At 62.8% G+C, this 16,450-nt stretch carries 15 protein-coding genes; 4 read left to right on the forward strand and 11 right to left on the reverse strand.

Features of this window, described 5'->3' with window-relative positions; translation table 11 throughout:
• Window positions 1–4 precede the first annotated feature (4 nt).
• Window positions 5–3,601: an indolepyruvate ferredoxin oxidoreductase family protein gene (locus C8C89_RS03480; RefSeq protein ID WP_133988891.1), complete on the forward strand. Its 3,597-nt coding sequence runs from the start codon at window positions 5–7 to the stop codon at window positions 3,599–3,601.
• A gap of 48 nt (window positions 3,602–3,649) precedes the next feature.
• Here the strand turns inward: C8C89_RS03480 and C8C89_RS03485 are convergent, their stop codons facing one another.
• Window positions 3,650–4,663, reverse strand: a complete 1,014-nt coding sequence (locus C8C89_RS03485; RefSeq protein ID WP_133988892.1) for a substrate-binding domain-containing protein — start codon at window positions 4,661–4,663, stop codon at window positions 3,650–3,652.
• A 435-nt stretch (window positions 4,664–5,098) separates the two neighbouring features.
• Here C8C89_RS03485 and C8C89_RS03490 point away from each other — a divergent pair, with 435 nt between their 5' ends.
• Entirely contained in the window at window positions 5,099–5,431 is a 333-nt protein-coding gene (locus C8C89_RS03490; RefSeq protein WP_133988893.1) for a hypothetical protein, read from the forward strand.
• A 7-nt stretch (window positions 5,432–5,438) separates the two neighbouring features.
• Here C8C89_RS03490 and C8C89_RS03495 read toward each other — a convergent pair whose 3' ends face one another.
• Window positions 5,439–6,485: an MBL fold metallo-hydrolase gene (locus C8C89_RS03495; RefSeq protein ID WP_133988894.1), complete on the reverse strand. Its 1,047-nt coding sequence runs from the start codon at window positions 6,483–6,485 to the stop codon at window positions 5,439–5,441.
• Between the two features lie 169 nt (window positions 6,486–6,654).
• Between C8C89_RS03495 and C8C89_RS03500 the strand changes: the two genes are divergently transcribed.
• On the forward strand, window positions 6,655–7,278 hold the full coding sequence (locus C8C89_RS03500) for a TetR/AcrR family transcriptional regulator (protein WP_133988895.1): 624 nt from the start codon (window positions 6,655–6,657) through the stop codon (window positions 7,276–7,278).
• Here C8C89_RS03500 and C8C89_RS03505 read toward each other — a convergent pair.
• Window positions 7,251–8,348 carry an exo-alpha-sialidase gene (locus C8C89_RS03505; protein ID WP_133993116.1) on the reverse strand — a complete coding sequence of 366 codons (1,098 nt, stop codon included), beginning with the start codon at window positions 8,346–8,348 and terminating at the stop codon, window positions 7,251–7,253. The two genes, C8C89_RS03500 and C8C89_RS03505, sit on opposite strands and share 28 nt — an antisense overlap.
• 14 nt (window positions 8,349–8,362) lie before the next feature.
• Window positions 8,363–8,632, reverse strand: coding sequence for a MoaD/ThiS family protein (locus tag C8C89_RS03510; RefSeq protein WP_133988896.1), 270 nt, complete (start codon window positions 8,630–8,632; stop codon window positions 8,363–8,365).
• Window positions 8,633–8,734: 102 nt separating this feature from the next.
• Here C8C89_RS03510 and C8C89_RS03515 point away from each other — a divergent pair, with 102 nt between their 5' ends.
• Window positions 8,735–9,046 (forward strand): hypothetical protein, encoded by a 312-nt coding sequence (locus tag C8C89_RS03515; RefSeq protein ID WP_070258491.1) that lies wholly within the window; start codon window positions 8,735–8,737, stop codon window positions 9,044–9,046.
• Window positions 9,047–9,209: 163 nt separating this feature from the next.
• Here C8C89_RS03515 and C8C89_RS03520 read toward each other — a convergent pair whose 3' ends face one another.
• The 7 genes from C8C89_RS03520 to C8C89_RS03550 form a co-directional block, all read right to left on the reverse strand.
• Window positions 9,210–9,503 carry a 2Fe-2S iron-sulfur cluster-binding protein gene (locus C8C89_RS03520; RefSeq protein WP_133988897.1) on the reverse strand — a complete coding sequence of 98 codons (294 nt, stop codon included), beginning with the start codon at window positions 9,501–9,503 and terminating at the stop codon, window positions 9,210–9,212.
• Window positions 9,504–9,512: 9 nt separating this feature from the next.
• Window positions 9,513–10,664, reverse strand: coding sequence for a Gfo/Idh/MocA family oxidoreductase (locus tag C8C89_RS03525; protein WP_243857886.1), 1,152 nt, complete (start codon window positions 10,662–10,664; stop codon window positions 9,513–9,515).
• Between the two features lie 9 nt (window positions 10,665–10,673).
• On the reverse strand, window positions 10,674–11,726 hold the full coding sequence (locus tag C8C89_RS03530) for a sugar phosphate isomerase/epimerase (RefSeq protein ID WP_133988898.1): 1,053 nt from the start codon (window positions 11,724–11,726) through the stop codon (window positions 10,674–10,676).
• 93 nt (window positions 11,727–11,819) lie between these two features.
• Window positions 11,820–12,755 carry a substrate-binding domain-containing protein gene (locus tag C8C89_RS03535; protein WP_243858238.1) on the reverse strand — a complete coding sequence of 312 codons (936 nt, stop codon included), beginning with the start codon at window positions 12,753–12,755 and terminating at the stop codon, window positions 11,820–11,822.
• An 88-nt stretch (window positions 12,756–12,843) separates the two neighbouring features.
• On the reverse strand, window positions 12,844–13,863 hold the full coding sequence (locus tag C8C89_RS03540) for an ABC transporter permease (RefSeq protein WP_133988900.1): 1,020 nt from the start codon (window positions 13,861–13,863) through the stop codon (window positions 12,844–12,846).
• Window positions 13,844–15,331, reverse strand: coding sequence for a sugar ABC transporter ATP-binding protein (locus C8C89_RS03545; RefSeq protein ID WP_133988901.1), 1,488 nt, complete (start codon window positions 15,329–15,331; stop codon window positions 13,844–13,846). Before C8C89_RS03545 ends, C8C89_RS03540 begins: the two co-directional genes overlap by 20 nt.
• A complete protein-coding gene (locus tag C8C89_RS03550; RefSeq protein ID WP_208327669.1) occupies window positions 15,331–16,356 on the reverse strand; it encodes a LacI family DNA-binding transcriptional regulator in 1,026 nt (341 codons plus the stop codon). The genes C8C89_RS03545 and C8C89_RS03550 overlap by 1 nt, the downstream gene beginning before the upstream one ends.
• Window positions 16,357–16,450 lie beyond the last annotated feature (94 nt).

A 16,450-nucleotide genomic window follows, 5' to 3' on the forward strand; every position in this document is an offset into this window, starting at 1 on the left:
AGCCATGTCCGTGACCACGGAAAACGGCCCCGCAGCGTTCGCTAGAAACGCCGGTGCCGCGCCATCTACACCCCCCGACACTTCCCGTTTGACCACCGTCAGCCTCGACGACAAATACACGGCCACTTCCGGCGCCATCTTCCTGTCCGGCATCCAGGCCCTCGTGCGCCTGCCCATGATGCAGCGCCTGCGCGACCAGGCTGCCGGATTGAATACGGCCGGCTTCATTTCCGGCTACCGCGGTTCGCCCCTGGGCGGCCTGGACGAAAACCTGTGGAAAGCCAAGAAGCAGCTGGAAGCGCACCACGTGCAATTCGTGCCCGGCGTCAACGAAGACTTGGCCGCCACGGCCGTCTGGGGTTCGCAGCAGGTGGACCTGATCGGCCCGGCCAAGTACGACGGCGTGTTCGCCATGTGGTACGGCAAGGGGCCGGGCGTGGACCGCTGCGGCGATGTCTTCAAGCACATGAACCATGCTGGCACGGCGAAACTGGGCGGCGTGCTGCTGGTGGCCGGCGACGACCATGGCGCGTATTCCTCAACCCTGCCGCACCAGTCCGACCATCTGTTCTCGGCCTCGATGATCCCCGTCTTGTATCCATGCAATGTGCAGGAATACCTGGATCTGGGCATCCACGGCTGGGCCATGTCGCGCTTTTCCGGCTGCACGGTGGCCTTCAAGGCCCTGGCCGACACGGTCGAATCGTCGGCCTCCATCGATGCCGACCCATTCCGCGTGGAAGTCAAGATTCCGCAGGATTTCGTCATGCCCGAAGGCGGCCTGAACGCGCGCCTGTCGAGCATTCCGCTGGGCCAGCAGGCGCGCAACCAGGAAGCGCTGATGCAGGACTACAAGATCTATGCGGCCCTGGCCTACGCGCGCGAAAACAAGCTCAACCACACCACCATCGACAGCCCGAACGCCAAGCTGGGCATCATCGCTTCCGGCAAGTCCTACCTGGATGTATTGGAGGCGCTGGAAGAGCTGGGCATCGACGAGCAGATGGCGGCCGACGTCGGCATGCGCCTGTTCAAGGTGGCCATGCCGTGGCCGCTGGAACCGGACAGCGTGCGTGAGTTTGCGCAAGGTCTCGATGAAATCCTCGTGGTCGAAGAGAAGCGGCAAATCGTCGAATACCAGCTCAAGGAACAGCTGTACAACTGGCGCGACGACGTGCGTCCGCGTGTCATCGGCAAGTTCGACGAAAAAGGCGAATGGGTGGCGCCGCGCGGCGAATGGCTGCTGACTTCCAAGGCGGATTTTTCCGTCTCGCAAGTGGCACGTGTCATCGCCAGCCGCATTGCGCGCCTGATTTCCGACCCTGTCACCTGCGACCTGATCAAGGCACGCCTGAGTTTCCTCGACGCCAAGGATGCGGTCCTGAAAAAGGCCGTGAACACGCCGTTCCGCCCCGCGTTCTACTGCTCCGGCTGCCCGCACAACACCTCGACCAAGGTGCCGGAGGGCAGCCTGGCGCTGGCCGGCATCGGCTGCCACGTGATGGCCACGTCGATCTACCCGGAAATGAACAAGCTGACCACGCACATGGGCGGCGAAGGCGCGCCGTGGATCGGGCAAGCTGCGTTCTCGGAATTGCCGCACGTGTTCCAGAACCTGGGCGACGGCACGTATTTCCATTCCGGCTACCTGGCAATCCGCGCCGCGCAGGCCGCCAAGGTGAACATCACCTACAAGATTCTCTACAACGACGCCGTCGCCATGACGGGCGGCCAGCCCGTGGACGGCTTGATCACCGTGCCCATGATGGCGCAGCAAGTGGCGGCCGAAGGCATCGCCCGCATCGCCCTGGTCACGGAAGATTTATCGCGCTACAGCGACCGCAGCAACCTGCCCGCCCACGTGACCTTGCACGACCGCAAGGACATGGATGCCGTGCAGCGCGAATTGCGCGAGGTGCAAGGCGTGTCCGTGCTGATCTACGACCAGACCTGCGCGGCCGAAAAACGCCGGCGCCGGAAGAAAGGCGAGTATCCGGACATTGCCAAACGCATGGTCATCAACGACGCCGTCTGCGAAGGCTGCGGCGACTGCGGCGTGCAGTCGAACTGCGTGTCGATCCTGCCGAAAGAGACGGAATTTGGCCGCAAGCGCACCATCGACCAATCCTCATGCAACAAGGATTACTCGTGCGCCAAGGGCTTTTGTCCCAGCTTCGTCACCGTCGAGGGCGGCACCCTGAAAAAGACAAAAACAGGCGCCAGCAAGCCAGGCGAGACGGACAACTTCGGCCCGCTGCCGGAACCCGTCCTGCCAGCCTGCGACGCGCCGTATAACATCCTCATCAATGGCATCGGCGGCACGGGCGTCATCACCGTGGGCGCGCTGATGGGCATGGCAGCCCATTTGGAAGGCAAGGGCGCCTCCGTGCTGGACATGACGGGCATGTCGCAAAAGAACGGTTCCGTCACTTCGCACGTGAAAATCGCCAAGTCCCCGGCGCATATCCGCGCCCAGCGCATCGCCACGGGCGAAGCGGATCTGATTTTAGGCTGCGACATGCTGACGGCCGGCGCGCAGGATGCCGTGTCGAAAATGCGCCCGGGCCGCAGCCTGGCCGTGGTCAACCTGCACGAGCAGCCGCCAGGCACGTTTGCGCAAAATGCCGACTGGCAATATCCAACGGCGGAAGTGCGCCAGCTGATCGAGGAATCCGTCGGCGGCGCGGACGCGGCCGACTTCATCGACGCCACCAAACTGGCTACCGCGCTGATGGGTGACTCGATCGCCGCCAACCTGTTCATGCTCGGCTACGCCTGGCAAAAAGGCCGCATTCCCTTGACCGAAGCGGCGCTGCTGCGCGCCATCGAACTGAACGGCGTGGGCATCGAATCGAACAAGAAAAGTTTCCTGTGGGGCCGCCGCGCCGCCGTCGACGTGCGCCGTGTCACGCAGATCGCCACGCCGTCGCAAGCGATCCTCGTGCAAATGCCGCAAAGCCTCGATAGCGTCATCAAGAAGCGTGTGGAGTTCCTCACCGCCTACCAGAACGCCGCGTATGCGGACGGTTATCTGACCCTGGTCAAACAGGTGCGCGACCGCGAGAATACCCTGGGACTGGGCCAGAAGCTGTCGACTGCCGTGGCGAAGAACTACTTCAAATTGCTGGCCTACAAGGACGAGTACGAAGTGGCGCGCCTGTACACGGATGGCCGTTTCGTGGAGCAATTGCAGCAGCAGTTCGAAGGGACAATCTCGGTGAAATTCAACCTGGCGCCGCCGCTGTTCGCCAAGAAAGATGCGAAAGGTCACCTCGTGAAAGCGGAATTCGGTTCCTGGATGTGGCGCGCCTTCAAGCTGCTGGCGAAAGCCAAAGGTCTGCGGGGCGGCACCTTCGACCTCTTCGGCTATACGGCTGAACGCAAGATGGAGCGCGCCCTGATCGTCGAGTACCGCGAACTGCTGGCCGGCCTGCTGGTGAACCTGACAGCGGAAAATCTCGGCACCTGCGTGGAACTGGCATCGCTGCCGGAGAAAATCCGCGGCTTCGGCCACGTCAAGGAAGCCGCCGTCGCGACCTACCGCAAGGACAAGGCACGATTGCTGGCTGTGCTGGCCGATGGATCGAAACACGCGGCCTAGCTGACCGGTAGGGCAATGAAAAACGCAGAGCCTCGGCTCTGCGTTTTTTTATGCGTCCGGGCAACGCCCCACGGTCGCCCCCGGCAACAGCACCGGTTGCCAGATTTCCTGCAGCCGCTCCGGCGGCGTGCCGGCCAGCATGGATTGCAGCATTTCGACCATCTTGGCGCCGGCGCGGCGCAGGTCGGGCTGGTCGATGGTGGTGACGTTGATGCCGATCAAGGTGTCTTCCACATTGCCCCAGACGATAACGGAGATTTCCTTGCCAATCTCGATGCCCGCATCCATCAGCGCGCGCACCACGCCCACGCCGGACAAATGGTTGTCGACGATGACGGCCGTGGGACGGGGCGAGCAAGCCAGCAATTGCTGCATGGCCTGGTAGCCGCTGCGGCGGTCGAAGGTATTGTCGAGCAGATAGCGGGAATCAAGCTGCAAACCCGCCTGCGCCATGCAGCGGATAAAGCTTTCCTTGCGCTCGTAAGCGAAATGCAAATCCAGCGGCGCACTCAACAAGGCGATGCGCTGGTGGCCGTGTGCGGCCAGGAAGGACACGGCCAAGTCGATGCCCGTATCATTGTCGTAGTCAAAGTACGCGTATGGCGCATCGATGCGCGTGCGGCCATTCGCAACAAAGGGAAAGCCCACCTTCGTCAAATACGCGATGCGCTCATCGACCACCTTGGTGCGGCCCACCACCAGGCCATCGACCTGGCGTCCGCGCACCATGGTTTCATACGAAGGCTGTTCATTCTGCGGCGAGACGGGGGCGATGATGAGACTCATCTTCGATGCTTCCACGGCGTCCGACATGCCATTCACCACGGAAAGAAAGACGCTATCGCCCAGGTCGCTGGGCAGCAGGGGATAAATCATGCCCAGCACATTGGTACGGCCGACGGCCAGGCTGCGCGCCAGCGGGTTGGGCCGGTAGCCGACTTTCTTGGCGGCGGCCAGGACGATTTCACGGGTGCGGGAATTGACTTCCGGATAGCCGTTCAACGCCCTGCTGACTGTCGTTTTCGACATGCCGAGGGCAATTGCGAGGCTCTTGAGATTCATGTGTTAACTACCTGTCTGTATGGCAAAAAAAACCAACTCTGACCGTCAATTATAGCCCAGAGCGCCAAGCAGGCCGCGCATTACCGTGCGCCGTAATGGTGAAAAAACAACAACATATTGACACTCTAGAAAGTGGCTTTTGAAGACAAGCATTTTTGCCGCGTCCTCAGCGTGGCATCGGCGATGGCATACAAACAACAGCTTCAAGCGACAGCGGGTACTCACTTTGACAAGTAGCGCACCGGCTCAGGCATGCCGGTTTGGCAATACAAGGCGCGCACGATAAAATTATCAAGAAAACATAATTAACTGGAACTATGCGAGAATTTGTCCTACTCTTGATTCAGGTAAAGATTTCCTGCAGACATGTCGGCCTCCCCGCCCTGACCTTTCCCCTTCTGCGCACGCCTGGGCATACTTTCAAAGGTGAACAATGTGGTCACGCTAACGTCCGTCAATAATCTGCAAGCTTCGCTGGCCACGGCGCAACGGCGCGTCGAACAAGGCCAGAACCAGGTACAGCGCGACAGTGAACAGCTGGCGCAAAGTCGCCAGTCGCTGGCGCGGGAACAGGAATCGCTAAGCCAGACACAGCGCAGCAGCCAGCAAGCCCAGGCCGATGCCCCGGCCGCCGTCAAGGCGCCGCAGCTGGATCGGGCAATCAAGGTGGCCGTGCCGCAGCAAGCAGCTCCCGCTGCGCCGAAAAGCACGCCCCAGCTGAACAGCTATGGCCAGACCCTGGGCCGCCTGATCGATGTGACGGCCTGAACCAGCTTTACCGGGCCATTTCCTCTTCCAGCATCGCCAGCCACCATTTTTTACCCTTCTGCGGCTGCGTCAGGTCGACCGCCTCGCCCATCTCCGGCGTGGCCAGGTTCACGCCCTGCTTCGCCGCCAGCCCCGTAATGCGGTCGAACGGTTCATGCCAGGCGTGCAAGCCCAGGTCAAAGGTGCCGTTATGCACGGGCATCAGCCACTTGCCGCGCAAGTCCAGGTGGGCTTGCAGGGTTTCCTCCGGCTGCATGTGCACGTCCGGCCACAGCTTGTCATATGCGCCCGTCTCGACCATGGTCACGTCGAATGGCCCGTATTTGTCGCCAATCTGCTTGAAACCGTCGAAATAGCCGGAGTCTCCGCTGAAAAACACGCGCACGTCCGGGGCGTCGATCACCCATGATGCCCACAGGGTTTGATTGCCATCAAACAAGCCGCGTCCCGAGAAATGCTGCGAGGGCGTGGCGACGAGTTTTACGCCGCCAATCGTTGTGCCCTGCCACCAGTCGAACTGCTGCACCTTGGCGGCCGGTACGCCCCATTGAATCAAGGTATCACCCACGCCCAGCGGCGCAATGAAGTGTTCGGTCTTGGCGGCCAGCTGCAGCACAGCGGCATGGTCGAGGTGATCGTAATGGTCGTGCGACAGGATGACGGCCTTGATCGGCGGCAAGTCCGCGATGCTGATCGGCGGCTGGTGAAAGCGCTTCGGCCCCGCCCACTGTACGGGCGAGGCGCGCTCGGAAAACACAGGGTCGGTGAGGAAGAATTCATTGTTCAGTTTCAGCAGCAGGGTCGAATGGCCGAGGCGAAACAGGCTGTTGTCCGGTGCGGCCAGCAGCTGCGCCCGGCTCAAGGCTTGCACGGGCACGGCAGCGGCAGGCACCGTGCTGTCCGGTTTGTCAAAGAAGAATGTCCACATCAGCTTGAGCGTTGCTGCCGTGCCCAGCTTGTGCATCTGCACGGGATTGCGGAACTTGCCTTCGAGGCGTTGTGGTGACGGGACAGGCGAAGAAACTGGCGCGGCGCGCAAGGTGCAAGAACTCATGATGATCAGGACTCCCAGAAAGAAGAGACGACGTGCGACTCGGTGCAAGTGCATAGGCGGCCCGGTAAAGAATGAACAAGGATTAAATTACACTACACAGTGTAGTTCCTATTTCTGGCAAAGTAAACCAAGAGGTGTAAAATATTGTTTTCAAAGGAGATTTCCCGCCATGGCCGCACCGCAACGCCTCACCGACCGCAAGCGCGTCGCCATCGTCGATGCCGCCATCGCCGAGTTTCGCGAGCACGGTTTTGACGCGACCAGCATGGACAAGATCGCCGCCACGGCCGCTGTTTCCAAGCGCACCGTGTACAACCATTTCCCCAGCAAGGACGAGTTGTTCGCGGAAATCCTGCAGCGCATGTGGGAAAGCAGCATGGCCCAGCCTGCCGTACCCTATGTCGCCGACCAGCCGCTGCGCCCGCAAGTGCTGGCCCTGGTCGAGCAGAAAATGGACTTGCTGTGCGACGCGGCCTTCATCGACCTGGCGCGCGTGATCTTTGGCGAAACCATCCACTCGCCCGAGCGCGCGCGAGCCATGGTGGCGCGCCTGAATGAAAAGGAAACGGGCCTGAATATCTGGATCCGCGCGGCGCAGCAAGATGGGCGCATCAAGGCGGGCGAGACGCTGGAAGTGGCGCACCTGCTGATGTCTCCACTGAAGACCTTTGCCTTCTGGCCGCAGATCACCATGGGTGAGCCCCTGCTGGGCCCGGCACGCCGACGCGAAGTGACGGAACTGGCCGTCGATATTTTCCTGTGCTATTACGGCGTAGCAAAACAGACGGCATAAACGGGCGGCAAGTGGGCAGAGATGGTCTGCCAATGCTCACCTTCGTCGAAGGAATACCAGGCGCCACCCGTCGTCGATGCCATCAATAAACTGCGCCCATCGTCGGCCAGCGCCAGCCCATGCCGGTACACGAGGTCGTAGCAATGCTGCTGCGGCAATCCCGCGCGCAATACCTCAAACGTCTTGCCGCCATCGCGCGTGCGCGTCACGGCCAGCGCGCCGTCCAGCGGAATGCGCAGCACGTCCGCCTGCGCCGGCACGAACCAGGCCGTGTCGCCATCGCGCGGATGCACTGCCACGGCAAAACCGAAATGCGACAGCGGCGCCGTGCTCACTTCCTGCCAGTGCCAGCCCGCATCGCGCGAACGCCAGATGCCGTTATGGTGCTGGCACCACAGCGCGTCCGGCATGCCGGCGCTGCGCACGATGCGGTGCGGGTCTTGCACGGCTTCGTTTTCATCGAGCTCGGGCGGCATGTAGTCGGCGCGCATGCCCGTCGCGCTCAAGGCCCAGCTGGCGCCGCCATCGACCGTTTGCCAGACGCCGCCGCAGGACACGCCGACCAGCACTTTATTGCTGTCGCGCGGATCGACGCAAATGCTGTGGATGCCGGGCACGTCGTAGCCACCGCCAAACCACTGCGCCCGCTGCGGCACGTTCCACAAGGATTCCACCAGTTGCCAGCTGTCGCCACGGTCGCTGGAACGAAACAGGCCGCCCGGCAGGGTGCCCGCCCACAACACGCCGGGCTGGTCCGCGCCACCGGCCGCCAGCGACCAGATTTGCCGCAAGGTCCAGTCCACCGTATCGGTGCTGTCTTCCGGCTTGGCGGGATAGGCGGGCACGGCGATCTCTTGCCACGCGCGACTGCCCACATCGAGGCGGTGCAGCTTGGCGCCGAAGTGCCCCAGGTTCAGGGCCGCGTACAAGCTGCCGTCGCGGCTATCGTGCAGGAACATGGAGACGGGGTCGCCTGCAAACTGCACCAGCACCAGCTGCCAGGCGCCGGCCGCATCGACATCGAACTGGAACAAGCCCTTGCGGGTGCCGAGATACGCGCGTTGAGCCATGCCTGGTGCCATGATTAACCTCCTGAAAGTGCCTGCAAGATATACACCTGGCTGTCGGGCTGCAAAGCATCGTCAAGCACGCGCCGTTCGCGGCAGCGCGCGCCATCGATGAAGATCACCACATTCGGGCGCACCCCCCCCTGCTCGTCGAGCACGTAGCCGCGCAGGCGCGGCTGCTGCGCAAATGCGGCATCCAAGGCGGCGCGCAGGCGTGGCGCTGCCACGACCACGGTGGGGACGTCGAGAAAACGTGCCAATTGTTGGGTAAAATGCAAGTGCGCCATGCTGCCTTCGACGTCATCGGCCTGGACTCATTCTAGTCCGCTTTGCGGACGATACAATGGCGCATGGCCTAAAATAGAGGCAAGCACACAAGGAGGCCAGGCATGACGATTACCCCGGAAGAACTAGCGGTGCTGATGCAGGAAGTGGAAGTGGCCGATCCCATCGATTTTGCCGATCTGCCTTTCGACGAGCAGGAATTGCGCGGACTGATCGCCAACCACTTGTGCGAGATGGCCGATGCCATGGAAAGTTTCAGCCCGGAAGACCGCAACCTGGCCCTGTTGGCTGTGGCGGCCAAGCTGGTGCTGGAAAACCTGGTATTGCACGTGCAGTTGCTGCGTCGCCACGGCTTGCCCGTGAGCGACAGCGTGGACGCGCTGCTGCAGCGCCTCAAGGGCGGCAAGCCGTCGTGAGAGCCTATTCCGGTTGGGAGCGTCTGCTGCTGGCAGTATATTCGGGAGCGCGGACAAGGCGTGAGGAGGACGCGTGGCGAGCCACGCGACGACGAGCAACGCAGTCCCCGCTTCCGAGGCGCGCCAGCAGGAGATGTATTCATCTACCGGGACAGGCTCAAAGTCAGGCGCCCGTGCGCACGGCCCGCGCCTGCAGGGAAACATCGCTTTCGGCCACGGCCACGCAGGGCAGGATGTAGCCATCGAGCCGTTCATCGGGGCTGATGCCCGGCCAGTCCACCGTGTAGCGCACTTTTCCCTCGGGCATGTGACAGATGCAGGTGCGGCAAGTGCCGTTGCGGCAGGAACTGAGCAGGCGGATACCGGCCAGCTCGGCGGCGGCCAGCACGGTAGTGCCGGCCTCGGCAGTGAATTGCCAGCCTTGGGGGACGATGGTGATAGTAAAAGGTGCGCTCATGCGCCCAGTTTAACAGTCGGCCAAGGTCGTCCACTGCGCGCCAGCCGCATGGCTGCGCAGCACGGCTTCGGCAAAGGCCAGGCCCGCCACGCCATCATTGACGGTAGGCAGCCAGCGCGCCGCCTCCGGTATGGGCGCCCCTGCCTGCAAGGCGCGAATGCTCAAGGCGGCATCCAGATACAGCTGTGCGAATGCTTCCAGATAACCCTCAGGATGACCGGCCGGCACGCGCGTGGCGTGGCGCGCGGCCGCGCTGTCGACCCGCCCCGGGCGCAGCAGCTGGCGGTTGCCGCCCTGCGGCGTAAACCACAGCGCATTCGGTTGTTCCTGGTCAAAGTCCAGCTGCGCCTTGCTGCCGAACAGGCGCAATCGCACCGTGTTTTCGCAGCCCGTCGCCACCTGGCTGGCCCACAGGGTGCCCCTGGCGCCATTCGCATAGCGCAGCATCACCTGCACGTGGTCGTCCAGGGTGCGATTCGGAACAAAGGTCGACAATTCCGCCAGCACGGAGTGCGGCGTCAAGCCGCTGACAAACTGCGCCAGGTGATAGGCGTGCAAGCCCACGTCGAGCAAGGTGCCGCCGGGACCGGCCTTGTGCGGGTCGTTGTGCCAGTTGCCCTCGCTCATGCCGCCAGCCGCGATGGCGTCGGCCAGCCAATCCTGCGAATACTCGACCTGCACGAGACGCAGCTCGCCTATGTCGCCCGCCTCGACCATGGCTTTCGCATGGCGCAGCAGCGGGTAGCCGCTGTAGGTATGCGTGAGCGCAAACAGCAGATTTTTCTGCTGCGCCAGCGCCGCCAGCGCCTGGCCTTCCGCCAGCGAAATGCCCAGCGGCTTGTCGCAGATCACGTGGATGCCCGCTTCCAGGAACGCCATGGCGACGGGCGCGTGTAAATGGTTGGGCGTGACGATGGCCACCGCTTCGATACCGTCCGCCCTGGCAGCCTCCGCCTGCGCCATGGCGCGGTAATCGCTGTAGCAGCGTTCGGGCGCCAGGTACAGCGCGGCGCCGCTGTCGCGCGCGCGGTCCGGGTCGGACGACAGGGCGCCCGCCACCAGCTCGTACTGGTCGTCGATGCGCGCCGCGATGCGGTGCACGGCGCCGATGAACGCGCCCTGCCCGCCCCCTACCATGCCCAGCCGTAAGCGTCGCTGCATGTTTTTTCCTTATTTCAAGCCAAGCAAGTGATGAATTTGATCCTGGTCCACCGCACTGCCCGCAAAATCATCGAAAGCGCGTTCAGCCACATGGATGATGTGTTCGCGGATGAAGCGCGCCCCTTCTGCCGCCCCATCTTCCGGGTGTTTCAGACAGCATTCCCATTCCAGCACGGCCCAGCCGGGGAAGTCGTACTGCGCCATCTTGGAAAAGATCGCCTTGAAATCGATCTGCCCGTCACCGAGCGAGCGGAAGCGCCCGGCCCGGTCTTGCCAGTCGCCATAGCCGCCATACACGCCCTGGCGCCCGTTGGGCCGGAATTCCGCATCCTTCACATGGAAGGCCTTGATGCGCGCATGATAAATGTCGATAAAGGCGAGATAGTCGAGCTGCTGCAACACGAAGTGACTGGGGTCGTACAAAATCGATGCACGTGGGTGATCGTTGACGGCGGCAAGAAAGCGCTCGAAAGTCACGCCGTCGTGCAGATCCTCACCGGGATGCAGCTCATAGCACAGGTCCACGCCGGCCGCGTCAAACGCATCGAGGATGGGCAGCCAGCGCTTGGCCAGTTCCGCGAATGCCGTCTCCACCAGTCCCAGCGGGCGCTGCGGCCACGGGTACAGATACGGCCAGGCCAGCGCGCCGGAAAACGTCACGTGCGCCTTGAGACCCAGTCGTTGCGAAGCGGTGGCCGCCCACAGCAATTGCTGCGTGGCCCAGGCCGTGCGGGCCGCGCTATCGCCGCGCACGTGCTCGGGCGCAAAACCGTCGAACAGGGCGTCGTAGGCGGGATGCACGGCGATCAGCTGGCCCTGCAAGTGCGTCGACAATTCCGTCACCTGCAAGCCATGGCGCGCCAGCAAGGCGACCACGTCGTCGCAATACTGCTGGCTGTTGGCCGCTTGTTCCAGGTCAAACAAGCGCGGCGCCGTGGGCAGCTGCAAGCCCTTGTAACCCAGGCCGGCCGCCCATTGCGCCAGGTGTTCGAGCGAATCGAACGGTGCTTCATCGCCGAGAAACTGGGCCAGGAAAATGGCCGGGCCCTGGATGGTGTTCATATCAATGTCCTGTTAGCTAAAGCCGGGGTCAGACCCTCAATGCCGCTAACGCGCAGTTCATTGCTAGCGGGCGAGGGGGTCTGACCCCAGAATTTAAAAAGGCGAGTTCGGAAAGTAAAATTGCTTGGCGTTCTCGCGCGTGATCAGCACCGAGGGAATGATCGTGTTGGCCGGCAATTTATCACCTTTCAGGCGCGCTTCCGTCGTCAGCTTGATGGCGTCGTACATGAACTTGGGCGAGTACGACACGTCAGCCACGATCAGCGGGTCGGAGCCATCCATGATCTTCTTCACGGCGCCCTTAGCACCCGCGCCGCCGAACACTTGCTTGATGTCCGTGCGCTTCGCTTGCGCGATGGCCTTCTGCACGCCGATGGCCATGTCGTCATCGGCCGCCCAGACAGCGTCGATGTGCTTGAAGCGCGTCAGATAATCCTGCATGACCTTGAAGGCATCGTCGCGGTTCCAGTTGCCATACTTGGCATCCAGGACCTTGATCTCGGGATGGCCCTTCATCACGCCAGAAAACGCATCGTAGCGTTCGTTATCGAGGGTGGTTGGCATGCCGCGCAGCACGACGATATTGCCCTTGCCGTTCAGGCTTTTCGCCAGATATTCGGCCGGCAGCTTGCCAAACGCCGTGTTGTCGCCCGCAATATACGCATCCTGCGACTGCGTATTCGTCAAGCCACGGTCCACCACGGTCACATAGACGCCCTTGTTTTTGACTTGCGCCACGGGCTGCGTCAGGGACGCCGACTCGATGGGGAAGATCACCAGGGTGTTGATCTTGTTCACCGTCAACATATCCTGCAACTGGTTCGCCTGCTCGGGCGCCGTGGCGGCCGTCTTGACGATAATTTTCAGGCCCGGATGGGCTTTTTCCAGCTCCGCCTTGGCCTGGTTGGCCCACCACACGATGCCCGAGGTAAAACTGTGCGTGGCCGTGGGGATGGCTACGCCCACCACCATTTTTTCAGCGGCCTGCGCACTCGGCAGCGCCCACGCCTGCATCACCAGTACTGCCATCCCTGCGACCCGTATAAAGCTCTTCATGCTGCTCTCCTCCAAGGTTGTGGGCGCCCGTTGGCTGCCCTTTCAGAACGCCGCTGTGTTTTTATTTGCGGCCTCGCTGCAGGAAGGCGACGGCGATGATCACCACGCCTTGCACTGCGGCATTCAGGTAGACACTGATGATGCTGGTCAAATTCAGGATATTGCTGATCACAGACAAAAGGATGGCGCCGATGACGGTGCCGACGATGCGACCTTCTCCCCCTTTCAGGGCCGTGCCGCCCACGACGACGGCGGCAATCGCTTCCAGTTCCCACAGCAAGCCCGTGGTGGGCGTGGCCGAGCCCAGGCGCGGTACGTACAGCACCGTGGCGATGCCCACGCAGACGCCCAGCAGCATATAGGTGGCGACCTTGACCCTGTCGACATTAATGGCCGCATAGCGTGCCACTTGCTCGTTGGAACCAATCGCCTGCACGTGGCGGCCAAACGTCGTGCGGTTGAGGATAATGGCGCCTGCCGCCGCGACGAACAGGAAAATCCAGATCGGTATCGGCGCGCCCAGCACGCTCGTGTAATAGACGGGGCTGTACAGCTCGGACAGGGTCGCGTCCAGGGTCAGCGCGCCGCCATCGGCCAGGTAAGTGAGCACGGCGCGGAAAATACCCAGCGTTCCCAAGGTGACGATGAAGGGCTCGATATTGCCCTTGCTGATCAACAAGCCATGCATCAGGCCGAAGCCCGCGCCCAGCACCAGCGCCATGGCGATGCCCAGCACCAGCATGGTGATGGGCGCCAGGTTGCCGCCCGCCCCTTGCGCCAGCGCATTCATGAAATAAATCATGCAGCCGGCGATCAGGGCGGCCATGGAGCCCACGGACAGGTCGATGCCGCCGGAAATGATGACAAAGGTCATGCCCACGGCGATGATGCCGATGAAGGCCGTGCGCGTCAGCACGTTCATCAGGTTGTCCAGGGTGGCGAAGTCGCCATTGAGCAGGGTGCCCGCGATGCACAGGGCCAGCAGGCCCAGCACGGGGCCAAAGCCCTTGATGCGCGCGCCAAAGCTGGCAACGGCGGCGGCAATCGGGGATACGGTGGTGTCAGTGCGTGCCGGTTGCATGGGCAATCAACTCCTCTTCAGTCAGGTGGTCAGCAGCCAGGGTGGCTTGCAGGGTGCCGGCGCGCATCACCGCCACGCGGTGGCACAAGCCAATCAATTCAATCAGTTCGGACGAGATCACGATCACGGCGCGCCCTTCGGCGGCCAGGCGGTGGATCAGAAAGTAAATGTCGCGCTTGGCGCCCACGTCCACGCCACGGCTCGGCTCGTCCAAAACCACGACCCTGGGGTCCGAATGCAGGTATTTGGCCAGCGCCAGCTTTTGCTGGTTGCCCCCGGACAGCATGCGCGCTCGGCTGTCGAGGTCGCCCGTGCGGATATTGAAATCCTCGACGGCCGTGGCCAGCGCCTGCTTCTCCGCCTTGACATCGAGCCAGGGCCGCGCATAGCGTTCCATCGTCATCATGGTGAGGTTTTCGCGCAAGCCCAGGTTCACATGCAAGCCCTTGCCCTTGCGGTCTTCGCTCAGGTAGGTCATGCCATGCTGCATGGCTTGCCTGGGCGTGCGGATGTCCACGGGCTGGCCATTGAGAAAGATCTTGCCCGCGCTGCGCGGGCGCAAGCCCAGCAGTGCCTCGAACGATTCCGTGCGCCCCGCGCCCACCAGGCCCGCAAAGCCCAGCACTTCACCGGCGCGCACCTCGAACGACAGGTCTTTCGACCAGCCGGGAACGCACAGGCCGTCCACTTTCAGGAGCACAGGAGCTTCTTTCGCCAGCGCCACCTTGGCGGGGAACATGTCGGACAATTCGCGTCCCACCATCAGGTTCGCCATCTGCTGGCGCGTCAGGCTGGCCGTCGGCTCGCGCGTGACGAAACGCCCGTCGCGCATGACGATGACCTCGTCCGTGTTGCGCTCCACTTCGTCGAGCTTGTGGGAAATATACAAAATCGTGACACCATCCGCTTTCAGCTGGGCCATCACGGCGAACAGGCGCTGCGTCTCGGACGACGTCAGGGTGGCGGTCGGCTCGTCCATGATCAGGAAGCGGGCGCGGCGCGACAGGGCCTTGGCGATTTCCACCAGCTGCTTTTCAGCCACGATCAGGTCGCGGATTTTCGTGTCGGGCGACACGTCCAGGCCCACCTGCTTCAGATAGCGCGACGCTTCTTCGCGCATGGCGGCCTCGTCGAGCAACCAGCCGCGCGTCTTTTCGTGACCCAGGAACATGTTTTGCGCTACCGTCAGGTGCTCGGCCAGGTTGAATTCCTGATGGATCAGCACGATGCCGGCGCTCTCCGCCGCGCGCGAGCTGGCGAAGCGCCGGGGCTGGCCATCGATCAGCAGTTGCCCCTCGCTCACGCTTTCGTAGCCGGCGAGGATTTTCATCAGGGTCGACTTGCCGGCGCCGTTTTCGCCCAGCAAGCCATACACGCGCCCGGGCGACAAGGTAAAACTGACGCCATGCAAGACGCGCACGGGGCCGAAATCCTTGCACACCCCCTCGAAACCGACGGCAACGCTCACTATGCACTCCCTCGCAGAATTAATCGGTGTTGCAGCAGCACGCCCGGCACGCTGGCCACAGGGTTGGCCAGGCGCTGCAGCAATAATCGGGCCGCCGTCTCACCCAGTTCGCGCATCGGCTGCGCGATGGTGGTGAGACCGGGAGCTATCTGCGCGGCGATGGCAATATCGTCGAAGCCGATGACGGCCACGTCTTCCGGCACCCGCTTGTTCAGCTGGCGCAGTGCGCTCAGCACGCCAATGGCCAGGGTGTCGGAGACGGCAAAGATGGCCGTGGGCGCGTCGGGCTGCGCCATCATCCGCAAGGTGGCGGCCGTGCCCGCTTCGTAATCGAGGCTTTGCACCGTGTGCACCCAGTCCGGCTGCACGGGCAGGCCGGCGGCCGCGAGGGTGTCCAGGTAGCCTTGCTGGCGTTGCCGCGCGTACAGATAGCGTTCATCGGAGTTGATCAGGCCGATGCGCGTGTGGCCGCGCGCCAGCAAATGCGCGACGGCGTCCGACGCGGCCCGGTGGTTATCGATGCCGACATAGGGCACGGCCACGGCAGGGTCGAATTCGCAGCACGCCACCCAGGGCAGGCTGATGGATTCATGCAACAGGGCATGCTGCACCGTGTCCGGGTCCAGGCAGATGGCGCCGTCGGCGCGGTGCATGCGCAGCAAGTCGAAATATGAGCGCTCGCGGCCCGCATCGGCGCCCGTGTCGCACAGCAGCACGAAGTAGCCGTGTTCGCGCGCCACCGTGTCGATGCCGCGCACGATCTGCGCATAGAAGGGATTGCCCACGTCGGGCACCATGGTCAGCAACATGCGGCTCTCGGCCGTGCGCAGGCTGCGCGCCAGATGGTTCATGCGGTAGCCCAGCGCGGCCACGGAAGCGAGCACCTTGTCGCGCGTGGGCGCCCGCACTCCGGCCTGCTCGTTCATCACGCGCGAAACGGTGGCCACCGACACCCCGGCATGCGCGGCAACGGCGCTGATGGAGACGGTTTCTGTCGGCAAAGGGGATGGAGCGACTGGCGGCATGGGGTTTTCAAATAAATGTAATCGATTACATTTATATGCCAGCACGCCGCCTGATGCAAACATTATCGATGCTGCAATGCGCAAAAAACAGGCA

The organism is Janthinobacterium sp. 75 (genome assembly GCF_004365495.1).
Taxonomy (GTDB): Bacteria; Pseudomonadota; Gammaproteobacteria; order Burkholderiales; family Burkholderiaceae_D; genus Janthinobacterium.

Excerpts from the sequence above, each read along its gene's own strand:
- C8C89_RS03480 (WP_133988891.1), top strand. The coding sequence starts at position 5 with ATGTCCGTGACCACGGAAAACGGCCCCGCAGCGTTCGCTAGAAACGCC.
- C8C89_RS03485 (WP_133988892.1), bottom strand. The coding sequence starts at position 4,663 with ATGAATCTCAAGAGCCTCGCAATTGCCCTCGGCATGTCGAAAACGACA.
- C8C89_RS03495 (WP_133988894.1), bottom strand. The coding sequence starts at position 6,485 with ATGAGTTCTTGCACCTTGCGCGCCGCGCCAGTTTCTTCGCCTGTCCCG.
- C8C89_RS03500 (WP_133988895.1), top strand. The coding sequence starts at position 6,655 with ATGGCCGCACCGCAACGCCTCACCGACCGCAAGCGCGTCGCCATCGTC.
- C8C89_RS03505 (WP_133993116.1), bottom strand. The coding sequence starts at position 8,348 with ATGGCTCAACGCGCGTATCTCGGCACCCGCAAGGGCTTGTTCCAGTTC.
- C8C89_RS03510 (WP_133988896.1), bottom strand. The coding sequence starts at position 8,632 with ATGGCGCACTTGCATTTTACCCAACAATTGGCACGTTTTCTCGACGTC.
- C8C89_RS03515 (WP_070258491.1), top strand. The coding sequence starts at position 8,735 with ATGACGATTACCCCGGAAGAACTAGCGGTGCTGATGCAGGAAGTGGAA.
- C8C89_RS03520 (WP_133988897.1), bottom strand. The coding sequence starts at position 9,503 with ATGAGCGCACCTTTTACTATCACCATCGTCCCCCAAGGCTGGCAATTC.
- C8C89_RS03525 (WP_243857886.1), bottom strand. The coding sequence starts at position 10,664 with ATGCAGCGACGCTTACGGCTGGGCATGGTAGGGGGCGGGCAGGGCGCG.
- C8C89_RS03530 (WP_133988898.1), bottom strand. The coding sequence starts at position 11,726 with ATGAACACCATCCAGGGCCCGGCCATTTTCCTGGCCCAGTTTCTCGGC.
- C8C89_RS03535 (WP_243858238.1), bottom strand. The coding sequence starts at position 12,755 with ATGGCAGTACTGGTGATGCAGGCGTGGGCGCTGCCGAGTGCGCAGGCC.
- C8C89_RS03540 (WP_133988900.1), bottom strand. The coding sequence starts at position 13,863 with ATGCAACCGGCACGCACTGACACCACCGTATCCCCGATTGCCGCCGCC.
- C8C89_RS03550 (WP_208327669.1), bottom strand. The coding sequence starts at position 16,356 with ATGCCGCCAGTCGCTCCATCCCCTTTGCCGACAGAAACCGTCTCCATC.